This window comes from Agrobacterium sp. CFBP 3001, assembly GCF_027871605.1.
GTDB classification, from domain to species: Bacteria; Pseudomonadota; Alphaproteobacteria; order Rhizobiales; family Rhizobiaceae; genus Agrobacterium; species Agrobacterium leguminum.
Window position 1 is genome coordinate 738,181 of the sequence record NZ_JAQAHD010000001.1, and the last position, 16,647, is coordinate 754,827.

The 16,647-nt window shown below is 61.5% G+C and carries 18 protein-coding genes; 13 read left to right on the plus strand and 5 right to left on the minus strand.

From position 1 onward, the window contains the following. The first annotated feature begins 50 nt into the window (after nt 1-50). The 3 genes from PH605_RS03630 to PH605_RS03640 all read left to right on the plus strand — a co-directional run bounded on the left by PH605_RS03630 (nt 51) and on the right by PH605_RS03640 (nt 2,178). Nucleotides 51-779: a DUF899 domain-containing protein gene (locus PH605_RS03630; RefSeq protein ID WP_065654261.1), complete on the plus strand. Its 729-nt coding sequence runs from the start codon at nt 51-53 to the stop codon at nt 777-779. Between the two features lie 26 nt (nt 780-805). Further along, the gene (locus PH605_RS03635; protein ID WP_020813114.1) at nt 806-1,300 is read left to right on the plus strand and encodes a DUF1579 domain-containing protein; all 495 of its coding nucleotides are present in this window, start codon (nt 806-808) and stop codon (nt 1,298-1,300) included. Between the two features lie 98 nt (nt 1,301-1,398). Next, nucleotides 1,399-2,178 carry a VOC family protein gene (locus PH605_RS03640; RefSeq protein WP_125144681.1) on the plus strand — a complete coding sequence of 260 codons (780 nt, stop codon included), beginning with the start codon at nt 1,399-1,401 and terminating at the stop codon, nt 2,176-2,178. 40 nt (nt 2,179-2,218) lie between these two features. Here PH605_RS03640 and PH605_RS03645 read toward each other — a convergent pair whose 3' ends face one another. Beyond that, on the minus strand, nt 2,219-3,115 hold the full coding sequence (locus tag PH605_RS03645) for a LysR family transcriptional regulator (RefSeq protein WP_142843904.1): 897 nt from the start codon (nt 3,113-3,115) through the stop codon (nt 2,219-2,221). A 122-nt stretch (nt 3,116-3,237) separates the two neighbouring features. Here PH605_RS03645 and PH605_RS03650 point away from each other — a divergent pair, with 122 nt between their 5' ends. Both PH605_RS03650 and PH605_RS03655 read left to right on the plus strand, forming a co-directional pair. Next, complete coding sequence (locus PH605_RS03650; RefSeq protein WP_142843903.1) at nt 3,238-3,960, plus strand: SDR family oxidoreductase; 723 nt, start codon at nt 3,238-3,240, stop codon at nt 3,958-3,960. Nucleotides 3,961-3,972: 12 nt separating this feature from the next. Beyond that, nucleotides 3,973-4,323 carry an Atu4866 domain-containing protein gene (locus tag PH605_RS03655; RefSeq protein WP_142843902.1) on the plus strand — a complete coding sequence of 117 codons (351 nt, stop codon included), beginning with the start codon at nt 3,973-3,975 and terminating at the stop codon, nt 4,321-4,323. A 54-nt stretch (nt 4,324-4,377) separates the two neighbouring features. On the opposite strand, the gene PH605_RS03660 is transcribed toward PH605_RS03655, so the two are convergent. Next, nucleotides 4,378-5,949, minus strand: coding sequence for a helicase HerA-like C-terminal domain-containing protein (locus PH605_RS03660; protein WP_078051104.1), 1,572 nt, complete (start codon nt 5,947-5,949; stop codon nt 4,378-4,380). Nucleotides 5,950-6,263: 314 nt separating this feature from the next. On the opposite strand from PH605_RS03660, the gene PH605_RS03665 reads away from it, so the two are divergent. Further along, nucleotides 6,264-6,656, plus strand: coding sequence for a hypothetical protein (locus PH605_RS03665; protein ID WP_065654256.1), 393 nt, complete (start codon nt 6,264-6,266; stop codon nt 6,654-6,656). A 7-nt stretch (nt 6,657-6,663) separates the two neighbouring features. On the opposite strand, the gene PH605_RS03670 is transcribed toward PH605_RS03665, so the two are convergent. Continuing rightward, complete coding sequence (locus tag PH605_RS03670; RefSeq protein WP_020813107.1) at nt 6,664-7,095, minus strand: winged helix-turn-helix transcriptional regulator; 432 nt, start codon at nt 7,093-7,095, stop codon at nt 6,664-6,666. A 103-nt stretch (nt 7,096-7,198) separates the two neighbouring features. On the opposite strand from PH605_RS03670, the gene PH605_RS03675 reads away from it, so the two are divergent. The 3 genes from PH605_RS03675 to PH605_RS03685 all read left to right on the plus strand — a co-directional run bounded on the left by PH605_RS03675 (nt 7,199) and on the right by PH605_RS03685 (nt 9,656). Further along, complete coding sequence (locus PH605_RS03675) at nt 7,199-7,957, plus strand: SDR family oxidoreductase (RefSeq protein ID WP_059753982.1); 759 nt, start codon at nt 7,199-7,201, stop codon at nt 7,955-7,957. Between the two features lie 69 nt (nt 7,958-8,026). Continuing rightward, entirely contained in the window at nt 8,027-8,866 is an 840-nt protein-coding gene (locus tag PH605_RS03680; RefSeq protein WP_142843901.1) for an AraC family transcriptional regulator, read from the plus strand. A gap of 178 nt (nt 8,867-9,044) precedes the next feature. Continuing rightward, nucleotides 9,045-9,656 (plus strand): LysE family translocator, encoded by a 612-nt coding sequence (locus PH605_RS03685; protein WP_142843900.1) that lies wholly within the window; start codon nt 9,045-9,047, stop codon nt 9,654-9,656. A 24-nt stretch (nt 9,657-9,680) separates the two neighbouring features. Here the strand turns inward: PH605_RS03685 and PH605_RS03690 are convergent, their stop codons facing one another. Then, complete coding sequence (locus PH605_RS03690) at nt 9,681-10,508, minus strand: aldo/keto reductase (protein WP_078051101.1); 828 nt, start codon at nt 10,506-10,508, stop codon at nt 9,681-9,683. A gap of 216 nt (nt 10,509-10,724) precedes the next feature. On the opposite strand from PH605_RS03690, the gene PH605_RS03695 reads away from it, so the two are divergent. Both PH605_RS03695 and PH605_RS03700 read left to right on the plus strand, forming a co-directional pair. Then, the gene (locus tag PH605_RS03695) at nt 10,725-11,432 is read left to right on the plus strand and encodes a helix-turn-helix transcriptional regulator (RefSeq protein ID WP_142843899.1); all 708 of its coding nucleotides are present in this window, start codon (nt 10,725-10,727) and stop codon (nt 11,430-11,432) included. Between the two features lie 48 nt (nt 11,433-11,480). Further along, the gene (locus PH605_RS03700; protein ID WP_142843898.1) at nt 11,481-11,849 is read left to right on the plus strand and encodes a VOC family protein; all 369 of its coding nucleotides are present in this window, start codon (nt 11,481-11,483) and stop codon (nt 11,847-11,849) included. A gap of 2 nt (nt 11,850-11,851) precedes the next feature. On the opposite strand, the gene tam is transcribed toward PH605_RS03700, so the two are convergent. Further along, nucleotides 11,852-12,622: a trans-aconitate 2-methyltransferase gene (gene tam, locus PH605_RS03705; RefSeq protein WP_142843897.1), complete on the minus strand. Its 771-nt coding sequence runs from the start codon at nt 12,620-12,622 to the stop codon at nt 11,852-11,854. A gap of 338 nt (nt 12,623-12,960) precedes the next feature. Here tam and PH605_RS03710 point away from each other — a divergent pair, with 338 nt between their 5' ends. Beyond that, nucleotides 12,961-13,842, plus strand: coding sequence for a branched-chain amino acid aminotransferase (locus PH605_RS03710; protein WP_059753963.1), 882 nt, complete (start codon nt 12,961-12,963; stop codon nt 13,840-13,842). A gap of 171 nt (nt 13,843-14,013) precedes the next feature. Continuing rightward, nucleotides 14,014-16,389, plus strand: coding sequence for a methyl-accepting chemotaxis protein (locus tag PH605_RS03715; protein WP_142843896.1), 2,376 nt, complete (start codon nt 14,014-14,016; stop codon nt 16,387-16,389). Nucleotides 16,390-16,647: the final 258 nt, after the last annotated feature.

Sequence of the window (16,647 nt, forward strand, 5' to 3'; positions counted from 1 at the left end):
TCAAAGCGGGGCGGTGCCGTGGTGAAAGACGGATCCAAGGAGGAAAGATCATGTCTCATCCCGTCGTTTCGAAAGAGGAGTGGCTTGCGGCCCGCCGCGATCTGCTGGTGAAGGAAAAGGAACTGACCCGCGCCCGTGACAGGCTGAACGAGGCCCGGCGTGCGCTGCCGTGGGAGGAAGTGACGAAGGATTATATCTTCGATGCCCCTTCCGGCCCCAAATCGCTGAAGGAACTGTTCGGCACCTGCAGCCAGCTCATCGTTTATCACTTCATGCTGGCGCCGGACTGGGAGGAGGGCTGCGTCGGTTGCTCCTTCTTTGCCGATCATGTCGATGGCGCGCTGATCCACCTCAAGCACGGCGATGCGGGTTTCGTTGCGGTGTCGCGCGCGCCGCTTGAGAAGATCGAAAGCTACAGGAACCGCATGGGCTGGAAATTCCCCTGGGTTTCGGCCGAAGGCAGCGATTTCAACTACGATTATCAGGCCTCGTTCCGCGACGAGGACATGGCCAAAGGTGAAATCACCTATAATTACCGTGACATGGCGCCCTATGGCGACCTGAAGGACCTGCACGGTATCAGCGTTTTCGCCAAGGGCGACGACGGCAAGATCTACCACACCTACTCCACTTACGCCCGCGGCGCGGAACAGACGCTCGGCACGCTGATGCTGCTCGATCTGGTGCCAAAAGGCCGTAACGAAGAGGAGGTAATGGATTGGGTGCGCCGCCACGACCAGTATGAGGACGCGCCGAAGGCGGCAGCCTGCTGCCACTGAAAACGGACGACGAGGAGGAAACAACAATGGAAATGGAAATCGCCAAGCCGCAGAAGGAACATGAGTTCCTCAAGAGGATCGTCGGAGACTGGGTCATGACGTCCAGTTCCGGCCATGAGGGCTACGATGCCGACGACCCGTCGCAGCAATTCACCGAGACCGTCCGCTCCGTCGGTGGCTTGTGGATCATCGGCAACGGCACCGGCAAGATGCCCGACGGCACGGATATGACGGCCGTGATCACGGTCGGTTTCGACCCGGCCAAGGGCAATTTCGTCGGCACCTGGGTAGGGTCGATGATGACCAATCTCTGGGTCTACAAGGGCTGGCTGGAAGAGGACGGCAAGACCCTGACGCTGGAAGCGGAAGGCCCCGCCTTCGACGGTTCCGGCCGCACCGATACCTATCATGACGTGCTGGTGCTGCATGACGACAATCACCGCAGCTTTTCCGGCAGCGTCAGGCAGCCGGACGGCACATTCAAGACCTTCATGACATCGGAATTCCGCCGCAAGGCCTGAGGCCCTGCGAAAATTCATCCGAAGACCGCCGGCGCCGCCGCATCCTGCGGCGGTCGCTTGCCGAAACATACCCGCCAAACCCTCCATAGGAGACGACAATGTCCGATACACATGGAAAATTCATCTGGGTCGAGCTGATGACGCCCGACATGGAAGCGGCAGCCCGCTTTTATGGTCATGTCGTCGGCTGGCAGACCAAGGATTTCGGCTCGCCGGAAATGCCCTATCTGGTGCTGGAGGCCGATGGCAAGGGCATGGGCGGCGTCATGGAGCTGACCGACGAGCACAAGGGCCAGGGCATTCCCCCGAACTGGACCGCCTATGTCGATGTCGACGATGTGGACGCCACGGCGAAACAATTCGCTGAAAAGGGCGGCGCGGTCAGGCGTCCGCCGCAGGATATTCCCGAAATCGGCCGCTTCGCCGTGGTCGCGGATCCCTTCGGTGCGGTGCTCTGCATCATGACGCCGCTGCCGATGGAAACCGGCGGTTTCCCCGAGGATATGCAGGAAAAGCAGGGCCATGTCGGCTGGCACGAGCTCTTTACCGATAATGTCGACGAGGCCATGGCCTTTTATGGCGATGTGTTCGGCTGGACCAAGGACCATGATTTCGACATGGGCGACATGGGCCCGTACCGTATCTTCGCCCATAAGGGCAAGGCTGTCGGCGGCATGATGAAACGCATGCCGCAGGTCCCCGTCTGCCATTGGGGTTATTACTTCAATGTGGACGGTATCGATGACGCCATCACCCGCGTCAGCACCGGCGGCGGCCAGGTCGTCAACGGCCCGATGGAGGTTCCCGGCGAAAGCTGGATCGTCAATTGCGTCGATCCGCAGGGCGCTTATTTCTCGCTGGTTTCGCAGAGGAAATAGCCCTGTTTTCTAACAATCTGCCGGGGCTCGCTCCGGCAGATTACCGCTCTCTCGACAGGCGGACGTGATCGATGAAGGCGCGCAGCTTCGGCGCAAGATTGCGGCGGCTGGGGTAATAGAGATAAAATCCCGCAAAGCTCGGGGAATGGTCTTCCAGCATGGAAACGAGCTGCCCGCTTTCCAGATAGGGGCGGAACGTCTCTTCCATACCGAATGTGATGCCCGCACCGGCGCAGGCCAGCTTGATCATCAGCTGCATGTCGTTGGTGGTGAAGGCCGGCTCCACCGCCACCGCGAATTCGCGGCCGTTTTCCGCAAATTCCCACCTGTATGGCGCCACACCCGGACGGGGTCGCCAGCCGATACACCTGTGCCCTATCAATTCGCGGGGCTGCGCCGGCAGGCCGAAGCGGTCCCGATAGCGCGGCGAGCAGACGGCGAGCTGTCGTTGCGGAGCGGAAACCGGAACCGCAATCATGTCCTGCGCGATCAGCTCTCCAAGACGCACGCCGGCATCGTAGTGCTCGGCGACGATATCGAATTCCTCGTCCGTCACGACGATATCGAGCTGCACTTCGGGATGTATTTCCGCAAAGCGCGCAAGCAATGGCCCGGATAAAAAACGCTCGGCTATCGAGGAAACCGCAAGCCGCAACTGCCCGCGCACGGCGCCGCTCAGGGACGACGCGGCATTGGCAGCCTCAACGAGAGTGCCGATGGATGGCGAGACATCCGCATAAAGCTGCTGTCCCGCTTCCGTCAGGCTGACGCTGCGCGTCGTGCGCTGCACCAGCGCTATTCCCATCGTTTCTTCAAGCTTGCGAATGGTCTGGCTGACGGCGGAGCGGGTTACGCCGAGCCTGTCTGCAACGGCGCGGAAGTTGCGCTCCTCGGCAACCATGCAGAATGTCGAAAGCGCGTTGAGATCGATATTCATTGGTTAGAAGTTCTACCCGCTGAGGTTATGATTGAGGCGGTTATCACGACAATGCCCAAGCTTTATCTTCTCCGCAATGGCCGCTTCCAGAAAAAGCCGGCCATGACACCAAGGAGAAAGCCATGACATTGAATAAAGTCGTTCTCATCACAGGTGCATCGAGCGGGATCGGTGAGGGTATCGCAAGGGAACTGGCCGCGGCCGGGGCGAAGCTGGTGCTGGGCGCGCGCCGCATGGACCGCTTGCAGGCGCTTGCCGAAGAATTGCGCGGCAAGGGCGCCGAGGTCGTCATCCAGCCGCTGAACGTGACGGACAGACAGAGCGTCGAGGCGTTTGCGGAGGCAGGGCGCAAGGCGTTCGGGCAGGTCGACGTCATCGTCAACAATGCCGGCATCATGCCGTTGTCGCTGATGTCGTCCTTGAAGGTCGACGAATGGGACCGCATGATCGACGTCAACATCAAGGGCGTGCTTTATGGCGTCGCCGCAGTTCTGCCCGAAATGACCGCCCGCGCTTCCGGCCACATCATCAACATCGCCTCCATCGGTGCGCTCGCCGTTTCGCCCACGGCTGCGGTTTATTGCGCGACGAAATTTGCGGTGCGGGCGATTTCGGACGGGCTGCGGCAGGAAAACCGCGACCTGCGGGTCACCTGCATTCACCCCGGTGTGGTGGAAAGCGAACTTGCCCACACCATCACCGATCCCGCCGCTGCGGAACTGATGCAGACCTATCGGGCCATCGCCCTGAAGCCCGACGCCATCGGCCGCGCGGTGCGCTACGCCATCGAGCAACCCGACGATGTGGACGTCAATGAGATCGTCGTCCGCCCCACCGCCGCTTAAGGAGGATTGGCAATGAACATTGTTTCGACATCTGTTGCGCTTCTGCTCGCAACGGCTTCCACCGATACGGGCTCCAGCAAAACGAGCAACGCCATGGACGTGAATATGACCGAAACGGCTCAAACCCGGAACCATCCCTATGTCGGCATGTGGGTCACCGGCGATGGCCACATTCGCCAGGAACTTCTGCCCAATGGCCGCTATGACGAGGCGCGGGGCAACCGCAAAAGCGCCTATCAGGGGCGGTATGAGGTGAAGGGAAACCATATCGACTACTGGGACGATACCGGCTTCACCGCCGACGGCGAATTCGTCGACGATGTGCTTTATCACGGCGGCATGATCTTCTATCGCCAGAAGTAAGTTCCGCCAAACAAGCGCCGTCCGCCCCATCGAGGGCGGGCGGCGTATCCGTTTCTATCGCTTCAAACTACCGAGAATCCCGCGCACGATGGCGCGGCCGACCGAGGTTGCAACCGAGCGGGCCGCGCTTTTCATAGCCGCCTCGATCACCGTTTCGCGCTGGTATCCGGTCTTGCGTGCGCCGCCATTGCGCGAGCCGGTGGAGGCCGGTGCGGGTTCTTCATCGCCGAAGCCGGGCAGGCGCCAGCGGCCGGACGCGCTCTCGGACTGGCTGGCGGCGTTTTCTTCCTCCGCACGTCTGGCAGCTTCTGCATCGGCAGCCTTCTGGGCACGGGCGGCGAGGATTTCGAAGGCCGATTCCCGGTCGATATCCTTGTCATATTGCCCGGCGACGGGACTCACATCGATCAGGGACTTGCGCTCCGCATCGGTGAGCGGCCCGACACGGCCGGATGGCGGACGTACCAGCGTGCGCTCGACGATGGAAGGTGCGCCCTTGTCGTGCAGGGTGGAAATCAGCGCCTCACCGGTGCCGAGCGTGGTGATGGTGTCGGCGGTGTTGAAGGCCGGGTTCTGCCGGAAGGTGTCGGCCGCGGTGCGCACCGCCTTCTGCTCTCGCGGCGTATAGGCGCGAAGCGCGTGCTGCACGCGGTTGCCGAGCTGGGCGAGAACGGTTTCCGGCACGTCCAGCGGGTTCTGCGTCACGAAATAGACGCCGACGCCCTTGGAGCGGATGAGCCGCACCACCTGTTCCACACGTTCCACCAGCACCCGCGGCGCGTCGTTGAAGAGCAGGTGCGCCTCGTCGAAGAAGAACACCAGACGCGGCTTTTCCGGGTCGCCCACTTCCGGCAGCTCTTCGAACAGTTCCGAAAGCATCCAGAGCAGGAAGGTGGCGTAAAGGCGCGGGTTCATCATCAGCCGGTCGGCGGCGAGAACCGAAATCGTGCCGCGCCCATCCGTGCCCACACGCATGATGTCGGCGATCTTCAATGCCGGTTCGCCGAAGAAATTCGCCGCGCCCTGCTGTTCCAGAACCAGCAGCCCGCGCTGCAGCGAACCGACCGAGGCCTTGGAAATCAGGCCGAACTGGTTGGAAAGCTCGGTCGCATTTTCGCCCATATAGTTCAGGAGCGATTGCAGGTCCTTGAGATCGAGCAGCGGCAGCCCGCCCTGATCGGCGATCTTGAAGGCGATGTTCAGTACGCCTTCCTGCGCTTCCGAAGCATCCATCAACCGGGCGAGCAGCAGCGGCCCCATTTCGGCGATGGTGGCGCGCACGCGATGGCCTTTTTCACCGTAGAGATCCCAGAAGATCACCGGCGATTTGCCATAGGCAAAATCGGTGAAGCCAATCTGTTCGGCGCGTTTCTGCACCCAGTCCTTGGCTTCGCCCTGCGCGGCGATGCCGGAAAGGTCGCCCTTGATGTCGGCGCAGAAAACCGGCACACCGGCCTTGGAAAAACCTTCGGCCAGCACCTGCAACGTCACGGTCTTGCCGGTTCCCGTCGCGCCGGTGATGAGGCCGTGGCGGTTGCCGAATTTCAGCTCCAGATATTCGCCCTTGTTCAGGCTGTCGTCCGGATTGCGGCTGGTCCCGATATAGAGCTGTCCGTCCTGCAACATCGACCATTTTCTCCTGCGGCTGGTGCATGACCCTTAAAATCGCGGTGGATTTTGCAAAAGTCATCTCCGAATTTAAAGCGTCACTACCATGTTGCGGCCACTTCTGACGATAGCGGCCTTTTCATAGCTTGGTTGTGATGATCTTATAAGGACAGTTTCAAGGCGCAACAACTGCTTGATGGCGATGAATAAAAACCGCTTGATGAAAGTTGCCGCACCTGACCCTGGCCGCTTGAATGCGGCATGATATTGTTTTACGTTGACGTTAACGTCAGTTATTCGATGTTGGCGTCGTTTTTCAACAGGAGGCAAGAATGAACGAAGTCGTAAGCCAGATCGCCGAGAAGGCGGGAATAAGCCCCGAACTGGCCGAAAAGGCCATTGGCATGATTCTCGGTTTTCTCCAGCGCGAGGCTGCAGACGGCCCGATCGCCCGCATGATCGAAGCCATTCCCGGCGCCAGCGAACTGGTGGCGCAGTATAATGGCGAAGGTGCCGGCGGCGGCGGTCTGCTCGGCGGCCTGATGAGCGCGATCGGCGGCGGCGGCATCATGGGGCTGGGCCAGCAGCTGATGAGCCAGGGCCTCGGCATGAGCGAGATTTCCACGCTCGCCAAGGAAACCATCTCCGTTGCCCGCCAGCATGCGGGTGATGAGGTTGTCGATCAGGTGATCGCCTCGGTTCCGGGCCTCAGCCAGTTCGCCTGAGGCGAAACTACTCCATAGCGGGGCGCGGCGGCTGTTCGTTGAACAGGCGCCGCGCCTCTTCTATTTCGGCATGGTGCGTTTCCGCCCATATCCACACGCCGCAAAAGGCGCTGCCCAGCGTGCGGCCGAGGTTCGTCAGGCCGTAATCCACATGCGGCGGAATGACGGGATGCACGGTGCGGCGCACCAGCCCGTCGCTTTCCATCTGCCGCAGCGTTTTCGTCAGCATCTTCTGGCTGATATTGCCGACCAGCCTGCCGATCTGCGTGAAGCGCAGCGTGCCATGCTCTTCCAGCACTTCCAGAATGAGCATCGTCCATTTGTCGGCCACCTTGGCAATGATGTCCTGAACCAGCGCCTCTATTGCCGGATCGGTATCCGCGGGCGGCGGAACCTTGCGCCGGCTCTCAATCGCCGGGTCGGCGGCGTGCCGTTTCATCTTACACTCTCCTTCAGGTAAGTATAAATCTTTTGGGTGCCTACTTTCGATTGGAGAGTATCATAGCTAACTTCCTTCCAGCCAACAAGCAAAGGATGTTCCAATGAAAATCGCTGATAACACCATTCTCATCACCGGCGGCGGTTCCGGCATCGGCCGGGCGCTGGCGGAGGCGTTTCACAAGGCCGGCAACCGGGTCATCATTTCCGGCCGCCGCAAGGCCGTGCTCGACGAGGTGACGGCCGCCAACCCCGGCATGGCCTCGATGGTGATGGACGCGACGGACGCCGCAGGCATCCGCGCGTTTGCCGAAGCTCTGGTAAAGGCCCATCCGACCCTCAACGCCGTCATCAACAATGCCGGCATCATGCGGCCGGAAGACATCGCCGCAGCACCGGATTATCTCGACACGGCCGAAGAAACCATCGCCACCAATCTTCTAGCACCCATTCGCCTGACGGCGGCGCTTTTGCCGCATTTCCTCAAGCAACCCGCAGCCACTGTGCTGACGGTTTCCTCCGGCCTCGCCTTCGTGCCCATGGTGCTGACCCCCACCTACAGCGCCACCAAATCGGCCATCCATGCCTATTCGGTCGCGCTGCGCGAGCAGCTGAAGGAAACGCCGGTGGAGGTCATCGAAATCGTGCCGCCCTATGTGCAGACAACGTTGATGGGCGAGGGGCAGGCGAGCGACGAAAGGGCCATGCCGCTCGACGCCTTCATTTCCGAGGTGATGGATATTCTTGAAAATCGCCCGGATGAGAAGGAAGTGGTGGTGGAACGCTGCAAGCCGCTGCGTTTCGCCGCGCAGAACGGCAATTTCGATCAGGTCTTCGCCATGATCAATCATATGCATCCGTAAACGCCGCATCTGTCTCGACTGGGCATCCTGTGATAGCGTCGCGCTCTAATCTGCGGAGCGCGCGCTGTCATGGCCCAAGGCCGGTTCCTGATGCCGAAAACCATTCTGCCCGGTGTCGTCGCCGTGGCGGCGGATAGCGACCGTTCCTTTCCGCGCCACATGCACGACCAGTTCGGCATCGGTCTCATCGAACGCGGGGCACAGAAATCGCTCTCCGGCCGCGGCATGGTGGAAGCCGGCGCCGGCCATCTCATCACCGTCAATCCGGGCGAGGTGCATGACGGTATTCCGCTCGGGGAGGGCGGCCGCGCCTGGCGGATGCTCTATCTCGACATCGATATCGTCCGCGACGCCATTGCCGATATCGGCGAGACGGATCGCGGCGCGTTCGAATTTGCCTATCCCGTCGATATCAGGCCGCTGGCGAAGCGATTTAACGCGGTCTTTGCAGCCATGACGGCAAGGGAACGGCCGGGCGAAACCCTTCGTGGCGACGAAACCCTGCTGACGCTTCTGGCGGGCGCGATGGAGAAGGCGGCGAAGCCGGGCGATATCGCCGCACCCGAGAATATAAAGCGGGCGAAAAGCCGCATCGACGACGAGCCCTCCCGGCCGTTCCGCCTTGCCGATCTCGCCGCAGAGGCCGGCATGAGCCAGTTTCGCTTCCTGCGCGCTTTCGCCCGGGCGACCGGGCTTACGCCGCACAGCTATCTTCTCCAGCGGCGCGTCCATGCGGCACGCCATGCACTGGCCAGAGGCACGCCGCCCGCCGAGGCGGCCTTTGCCGCCGGTTTTGCCGACCAGAGCCATCTGAACCGGTTCTTCGTGCGGCAATTCGGGGTTACGCCGGCGGTTTACCGGGCGGCGTCAGGCGGCGGATCGTCCCCCTCTTCCGTCATGCCGGACTAGATCCGGCATCCAGCCACGGCGCGTCTGCGCCGTGAAAGGAGTCTTTCGTGGTCAAGGACTTGACCACGCTGAATCCCGGCTCGGGTGACGGTGTGCGGATGTGGCGCAATTTCATCCAAGACACCCACCTCACGCACCCTCATGCTCCTGTCCTCCACCCACAGGACACACCCGCACCATGACACCCGAATTCCTCATCACATCCTTCATCGTCGCAGCCTCTCCCGGAACCGGCGTGGTCTACACGCTGGCCGCCGGTCTTTCGCAGGGGGCGAGGGCGAGCGTCGTTGCGGCCTTCGGCTGCACGCTTGGCATCGTGCCGCATCTGCTCGCCGCCATCACCGGCCTTGCCGCCATCCTGCACACCAGCGCGCTCGCCTTCGGCATCGTCAAATATCTGGGGGTCGCCTACCTCCTTTACATGGCGTGGAACACGCTGCGGGAGGACGGTGCGCTGAAGATCGACGATACGAGGGAGCCCCGCAAGGCCGCCCGCATCATCGGCGAGGCGATCCTCATCAATCTGCTGAACCCGAAACTGTCGATCTTCTTTTTCGCCTTCCTGCCGCAGTTCATCGCGGCGGATGAGGCTTTGCCGACATGGCGCATGATCGATCTCGGGCTGATCTTCATGGCCATGACGTTTCTGGTGTTTGCGCTTTATGGCTGTTTCGCCGCCTCGGTCCGGCGGCAGGTGGTGTCGCGCCCGGTGGTCCTCGCCTGGCTGAGGCGCAGCTTCGCGGCCGCTTTTGTGGCGCTGGGTGCGAAGCTGGCCCTGACCGAGCGATGAGACCAGAGCGGAGGGAAGGCCGCCTCAGTCGTCCCAATCGGGCGCGAGGTGGCCGGGATTGACGATGCGGCCATTCGGTCTGGCCAGCGCGTGGATCGCCCGCATTTCCTCTTCCGTCAGCGCAAAATCGAAAACATCGAAATTCTCCTTGAGGCGGCTTTCCGTCGCCGTCTTGGAAAGCGCCACGATATCCGGCTGCTGCACCGCCCAGCGCAGGGTCACCTGCGCGGCGGTCTTGCCGTGTTTTGCGCCGATATCCTTCAGCACGGGATCGTTCGGCACCTTGCCATCGGCCATCAGATAATAGGCCGTCACCGACATTCCGTGCTTGCGCGCGGCCGAAATCACCTTCGTCTGGTCGAGATAGGGGTGATATTCAATCTGGTTGGTGGCAAGCGGCGTGTCGGACAGTTTCACCGCCTCTTCGGTCAGCGCCACATTGAAGTTGGAAATACCGATATTGCGCGCCTTGCCGGCCTTGCGCACCGCGTTCAGCGCGCCCATGCGCTCGGCAAGCGGCACATCGCTCTTCGGCCAGTGCAGCAGCAGCAGATCGACATAGTCGGTCTTCAGCTTCGCAAGGCTTTCATCGACGGAAGCGAGAAAATCGTCGTGGCGGAAGCGGTCCACCCAGACCTTGGTGGTCAGAAATATATCGTGCCGGGAAATGCCCGATTGCGCGATGACCTCGCCGACCGCGCCTTCGTTCTTGTAGATCTGCGCAGTATCGACATGGCGGAAGCCGAGTTTCAGCGCTTCCGGCAGAATGCGCCTGACATCGTCTTCCGGAATGCGGAAGGTGCCGAAACCGAGGGCGGGAATATTCGCGCCATTCGCGCTGACGTCATACATGGGATGTCTCTCCTGTTTGCTGAAAACACGGCCGGCGCGGGATGCCGGGTGGGGGAAGCCGTCTTTCATTAACTGGTATCTGCGCGATCGGTTTCAACAGTTTCGACGCGATCACCATCCACGCCATTGCGGGCGGTCAGGCGCGGCGATAACAGTCGGCTGCAGAAGATCATATCGCGGTATGGATTTAAATATACGGATGGAAGGAAATATCGCGTGTCACGCTCACAACGGCTTCTCGATCTGTTGCAGATCCTGCGCTCCCACCGCATGCCGGTCAGCGGCGCGGCCCTTGCCGCGCAAACCGGCGTCAGCCTGCGCACGCTCTACCGCGATATAGCGACGCTTCAGGCGCAGGGCGCGGATATCGAAGGCGAGGCGGGCGTGGGTTATGTGCTGCGCCCCGGTTTCCTGTTGCCGCCGCTGATGTTTTCGCAGCAGGAAATCGAGGCGCTGGTGCTCGGCTCGCGCTGGGTGGCGGGCCGTGCCGATGCGGGATTGGCGGAGGCCGCCCGCGCCGCCCTCGTCAAGATCGGCGCCGTGCTTCCCGATACCCTGCGCGAGGAACTCGATCATTCCACCCTGCTCGTCGGTCCGGGCCAGGGCCCTGCCGCCATCCATGTCGATCTGGCCGCCATTCGCGATACGATCCGTAAGGAAAGCAGGGTCGTCATCACCTATCGCGATGAAAAGGGAGAGGTGACGGAACGGGTGATCTGGCCCTTCGCACTCGCCTTTTTCGATCTGGTGCGGGTGGTGCTGGGCTGGTGCGAGACACGGCAGGACTACCGCAGTTTCCGGGCCGACCGCATCGAAGATTTCCGCCCTCTCGACAGCCGTTATCCGCGCCGACGCCAGGCGCTGCTGAAAGAATGGCGCGAAAGGGAAAAACAGCGGCGGCGGCATCATGCTGACAAAAACTGACAGCAGCGGGGTCTAGAAACCGTTCATCCGCAACACAGGAGAACAGCCATGACCCACCCCGATTTCACCATCCTTTACGTCGACAACCCGCCGGCCAGCACCGAATTTTACAAGGCCCTGCTGGGTGCGGAGCCGGTCGAAGCCTCGCCGACATTCGCGCTCTTCGTGCTTCAGAACGGCATGAAGCTTGGCCTCTGGTCGCGGCACACCGTGGAGCCGAAAGCATCCGTTACGGGCGGCGGCGGCGAGCTTGCCTTCCGCGTTGAAAACGATGCGCGGGTGGACGAAATTTTTGCGGATTGGCAGGCGAAGGGCATCGACATGCTGCAGCAGCCGGCAGGCATGGAATTCGGCTACACCTTTACCGCCGCCGACCCCGACAATCATCGTCTCCGGGTCTATGCTTTCGCGGGCTGAAGCTACTTCTTCACCGCCACCACAAAAAGGCGGGGAAAGCGCAGAAGCAGGCGGCCGTCCGCCATCGGCGGATAGGCCGCCTTGATGCGCCGCGTATAGTCAGTGAGGAAGGCTTCGCGGTTTTCCTCGCCGACGGCGGTGAGATAGGGGCGCAGCCCCGTGCCTTTGACCCATTCGACGATGCTTTCCGCGTCCTTCATCGGATGATTATAGATGGTGTGCCACACATCCACCCGCGTGGATTTCGGCGTCAGCGCATCGAAATAATCCGAAGGCGCGGGCAGGGGTTTGCGGCGCAGCCTGCCATCTGAAAACGCATCCTTCCAGGAACCGTTCGCTCCGGTCTCCTCCATGGCGCGATGCGTCGGCTCCTGCAGATTGTCGGGCATCTGCACGGCCAGAACGCCGCCGCTTTCCAGCTGGTCCATCAGTTGCGAAAGAACGGTGAGATGATCCGGCACCCATTGGAACACGGCATTGGCGTAAAGCAGGTCTGCCTTCTGCGCCGGCTTCCACTGGGAAAGATCGGCCTTGCCGAAGCGCGTGGTCGGCAGCCGGTCCGCCGCCTTTTCCAGCATGTCGTCATCGCTGTCGATGCCGGTAATGACATTGACGCCGTAACGGTCGGTCAGAAGCTCGGTGGAATTGCCGGGGCCGCAGCCGAGGTCATAGCCGTTCAGCACCCGCTCCAGCGGCACCTGCGCCAGAAGATCCCGCGCGGGACGCGTCCGCTCGTCTTCGAATTTCAGATATTGTTGGGCGGACCATGCCATGATTTTCCTCCTGCAAAATGCCGTCAGATCGCCAGCATCGCATGGGGCAAATCGCGCCGCTATCGTCCGATGCATGAATTATTGTGATGAACCTATTCATCAACCTTTTGTTTCGCCTCATAAAACGTGCTCACGGGGCCATCACTTTGTTATTTTCCATCAAAATCAGAAATCGCTGCAATTAAAACTTGACCTCGTCCGGGGAGAGGCATTCACTCCGGCCGATTTCCAGCACATGCCCCGTTGAGAGCGCGCACCGCTCTTCATCCGGCAATGCATCAGAACAAAAAAGACGGAGCGTTTTTACCGAACGAAAACGCTCGAGACAGGAGACCACCATGAGCGTCGATACCGCACCCCGATCAACCACCTGGACCTATGTTGACGGTCAATGGCTGCCCGGCAATCCGCCGCTCATCGGCCCGACCTCGCATGCCATGTGGCTGGCCTCCACGGTGTTCGACGGTGCGCGCTGGTTCGATGGTGTCGCGCCCGATCTCGATCTGCATTGCCAGCGCGTCAATCGCTCCGCCGTCAATATGGGCATGAAGCCGACCATGACGGCCGAAGAGATCGAGTCCCTGGCGCTCGAAGGCGTCAAGAAATTCGACGGCAAGATGGCGATCTACATCAAGCCGATGTACTGGGCCGAACACGGCATGCCGGGCAGCGTCGTGGCGCCCGATGCCGGCTCCACCCGGTTTGCGCTTTGCCTTTTCGAAGCGCCGATGGATGCCGGCAAGCCGCTGACGCTCACCGTCTCGCCGCTGCGCCGCCCTTCGCCGGAAACCGCCATGACCGACGCCAAGGCCGGCAGCCTCTATCCCAATAGCGGCCGCGCCATTCTGGAAGCACGCTCGCGCGGTTTCGACAATGCCCTGATGCGCGACATGAACGGCAATGTCGCCGAATCCGCCTCCGCCAACATCTTCATGGTCAAGGACGGCGTCGTCCTTACCCCGGTTCCGAACCGCACCTTCCTTGCCGGCATCACCCGTTCGCGCGTGATCGGTCTTCTTCGCCAGGCCGGTTTCGACGTGCGGGAAGCGACGCTTTCGGTCGAGGATTTCCGCGAGGCCGATGAAATCTTCTGCTCCGGCAATTATTCCAAGGTTTCGCCCGTCGTGAAGCTCGATGATCGTGAATTGCAGGCAGGCCCCGTCGCCCGCAAGGCGCTCGATCTCTATATGGACTGGGCGCGTCTCGGCGCGGACGTTTAAGGTCGGGTAAAACCCATAGTTTCAAGAGGCCGCGGCAGGCTCATCCCTGCTGCGGCCTTTTGTTTTGAACCGAATTATTTCCCATAAAAATTCAGGGGGAATTTAATCCAATTTTAGAGGACCACAGGCTAGCTTGCGGCATTATCGATCCGGGCTATTGGGGGCCGCCAAATGTCTTTCAGCATACGCAATATACTTGTGGGATTTTTTCTGCTCATCGGCATCGCGCTGGCGGGCTTCGTGGGCAACGGCATGTTGCAGTCCGTGCAGCGTGCCCGCAGCTTTTCGGAGGTGGCGCAGCTCGTTTCGCTGGACAGGCTGCTTTTCAACGCCTTGCTGAACTTTCGCAGTGAACGCGGCAACAGCGCCTCGGCGCTGACGGTCGATCCGGCGAAGACGGCCAATACCATCGCCAGCGTTCAGGCGTCGCGCCAGAAGGTGGACGCCGCCATGGGCGCCTTTCTCGAACAGGCCGCCGCACTCGATCAGGCTGGCCTCAAGGCCCCGCTTGCCCGCGTGAAGGATATCTACACGCAATTCCTGGAGCTGCGCAAAAAGGTTGACGCAAACGTCACCCTGCCGCTCGACCGCCGTGAAAACGGGCTGGACAAGACCGTGCTGGCGCTCGGTCAGGATTTCCTGACGGCGCTCGAAGCTGGCTCTACGGCGGTGGAAGGTGAGGTTCGCTCGCTCGACCAGAGCCTCACCGGCCTCATCCAGTTGCGGTCCTATGGCTGGTCGGCGCGTGCGCTCGGCGGCAGCGCCACGGTCGTTATCAATGCGGTCGTCGCCCAGCAGCGGCCGCTGACCCCGCAGGAAACCCAGCAGCTCGGTAATTTCGATGCCGGCGCGGCCTTTGCCTGGAAAGCCACCGGCGACCTCGTCGCGCATGAATCGACGCCGCAGGCGCTGAAGGAAATCTATGCCGTTGCCGACAGGACCTATTTCAAGGGTGATTTCGTCACGCAGCGCGCAAAGCTGATCGACGATCTGAACAACGGCCGCGCACCTGCCTTCACCATCGATACATGGCGCAATACCGTCACTGCAAACCTCGATACGGTCGCGAAAATCGCCTCCGAAGCGATGGATGTTCTCAACGCCAATGCCGAAAAGGCCAGACAGGACGCCTTTATCGGCGCGATGATCTATCTCGCTGCGTTCATCCTCACACTTGGCGTCTGCATTCTCTGCCTTGCCGTCATCGTCGGCCGCGTCACCCGTCCGATCAGCCGCCTGACAAAGGCGATGATGGAATTGTCCACCGGCAACCTGACCATCGATGTGCCCGGCGCAAAACGCGGCGACGAGATCGGCGAGATGGCCCGCGCCGTGGAAATCTTCCGCGAAGCGGCCATCCGCAACCGGCAGCTTGAGGACGAAGCCGTCGGCAACCGCGAGCAGGCCGAGCGTGACCGTATCGAGCTGCAGCAGCGCGCCGAGGCCGAGGCCGAAGAGCGTCTCAATCAGGCCACGGGGTCGCTGGCTGGCGGTCTTCGCCGGCTTGCCTCCGGGGATATGGTCTGCGAGATCGCCACGCCGTTTGCGCCGCAATTCGAGACGCTGCGGCACGATTTCAACAGCTCCGTGCATCAGCTGCGCGAAGCGCTCACCAGCGTTGGCCAGTCCGTGCAGACCGTGAACGGCGGCGCCCACGAGGTATCCTCCGCATCCGACGATCTTTCCCGCCGCACCGAACAGCAGGCTGCTTCTCTTGAAGAAACCGCCGCGGCGCTGGAAGAGATCACCGCCAATGTTTCCGCCACCTCCAAACGGGCGAGCGATGCGCGCGACACGGTGCGTGAGGCAAGGACAAAGGCCGATCTTTCCGGCAAGGTGGTGCGCGATGCCGTCGCCGCCATGGAGCGCATCGAACATTCCTCGCGCCAGATCGGCCAGATCATCGGCGTCATCGACGAAATTGCCTTCCAGACCAACCTTCTGGCGCTGAACGCCGGCGTCGAGGCAGCAAGGGCGGGCGATGCGGGCAAGGGCTTCGCCGTCGTCGCACAGGAAGTGCGCGAACTGGCGCAGCGCTCCGCCAATGCCGCCAAGGAAATCAAGCAACTCATCACCGCTTCAGCCGTTGCGGTGGGTGAGGGCGTGAAGCTGGTGGCCGATACCGGCGTCGGCCTTTCCGAGATCGAGCAGCTGGTGCTTTCGGTCAACACCCATATGGACGCCATCGCCACGGCGGCGCAGGAGCAGTCGGCAGGCCTTTCCGAGGTCAATACGGCCGTCAACCACATGGATCAGGCCACGCAGCAGAATGCCGCTATGGTCGAGGAAATGAATGCGGCCGGTGCGGGTCTTGCACAGGAATGTACCAACCTTCACGCGCTGCTTGCGCAATTCCAGCTCGGCCAGCAAAGCTCGGCATTGCGGGAGACGGCACGGCATATGCAGCGCGCCGCAAGCCCGGCCCACGCGCCAGCCGCACCGGCCGCACCGGTCGCACCGGTCGCACCGGCGCGGAAGGCTCGCCCCGTTGCTGCACGCGGCAATGCGGCGCTGGCCGTGAAGGGGGATGAGTGGACGGAGTTTTGAGAACGAACCTCATGGACTGAACGTATGTGGTGGAGGCTTGATTATGCGCTCCGTCACCCCGGACTTGATCCGGGGTCCAGCGCGATCAAGTCCTTGATCGCGAAAGACTCTCTTCACGGCGCAGACGCGCCGTGGCTGGATGCCGGATCAAGCAACCGTGGATGATCAAGCAAATGCTGGATCTGTCCTTGCGATGGCGTTGAGGATAGTGACGAGCTTCCGGATTGTTGCGACGATGGCTAGTTTGAAGGGTTTTCC